Origin of the sequence: Caballeronia terrestris, assembly GCF_001544515.1 — a bacterium.
Lineage (GTDB): Bacteria > Pseudomonadota > Gammaproteobacteria > Burkholderiales > Burkholderiaceae > Caballeronia > Caballeronia terrestris.
The window spans coordinates 1-950 of the sequence record NZ_FCOL02000508.1 but is presented as its reverse complement, the minus strand read 5'-3'; the positions used below and the strand labels follow the sequence as shown (position 1 = coordinate 950).

1 protein-coding gene is annotated in these 950 nt (G+C 58.9%); it reads left to right on the top strand.

The annotated features are described in order from the left end of the window. Positions 1-214: 214 nt before the first annotated feature. The coding region (locus tag AWB67_RS38610; RefSeq protein WP_125477902.1) for an aminotransferase class V-fold PLP-dependent enzyme at positions 215-950 on the top strand (736 nt) is incomplete at its 3' end.

Here is a 950-nt window from a genome sequence, read left to right as displayed (position 1 = left end):
TCTTTATTTAGCTTTATTGCATAGCTTTTATTAAATTACAAACGATATTGCTGTTCAAGTTATCGTTAACCCTCGGCAAAAAAGCTTTGCATGAAAGACATCCCTACTCGTCGAGTTGGTGTTCCACCGAACGCGCGAGCGTCCGGGCTACACTGCGGGCGCCCTTTCAATCCAAACCTTTCGCGTCAGGAACGACTACGCTGGAGCACGAACGATGCAATCCGAATCATCCTCACGTCCCATTTACATGGACTACAGCGCGACGACGCCGGTCGATCCTCGCGTGGTCGAGAAAATGGTTCCGTTTCTATCCGAGCACTTCGGCAACCCCGCATCGCGCAGCCACAGCTACGGCTGGAAAGCGGAAGAAGCGGTTGAGACCGCGCGAGGGCACGTGGCCGATCTGCTGCACGCGGACCCGCGTGAAATCATCTGGACGTCGGGCGCGACCGAAGGCAACAACCTCGCGATCAAAGGGGCGGCAAACTTTTACAAGGCGCGCGGCCGTCACATCGTGGCGGTGAAAACCGAGCACAAGGCGGTGCTGGACACCTGCCGCGAGCTGGAGCGACAAGGATTCGAAGTCACGTATCTGGACGTCGGGCAAGACGGACTGCTCGACCTCGCAACGGTCCGCGCAGCACTGCGCGCCGACACCGTCCTCGTGTCCGTCATGATGGTCAACAACGAGACCGGCGTGATACAGCCGATCGCCGGAATCGGGGCGATGTGCCGCGAGAAAGGCATCGTGTTTCATTGCGACGCGGTGCAGACGGCCGGCAAGATCGCCATCGACGTCGATGAACTCGCTGTCGATTTGCTGACGGTGACTGCGCACAAAGTCTATGGCCCGAAAGGCATCGGCGCGCTGTACGTGCGGCGCAAGCCGCGCGTGCGCATAGAAGCACAGATGCACGGTGGCGGACACGAACGCGGGATGCGCTCAGGCA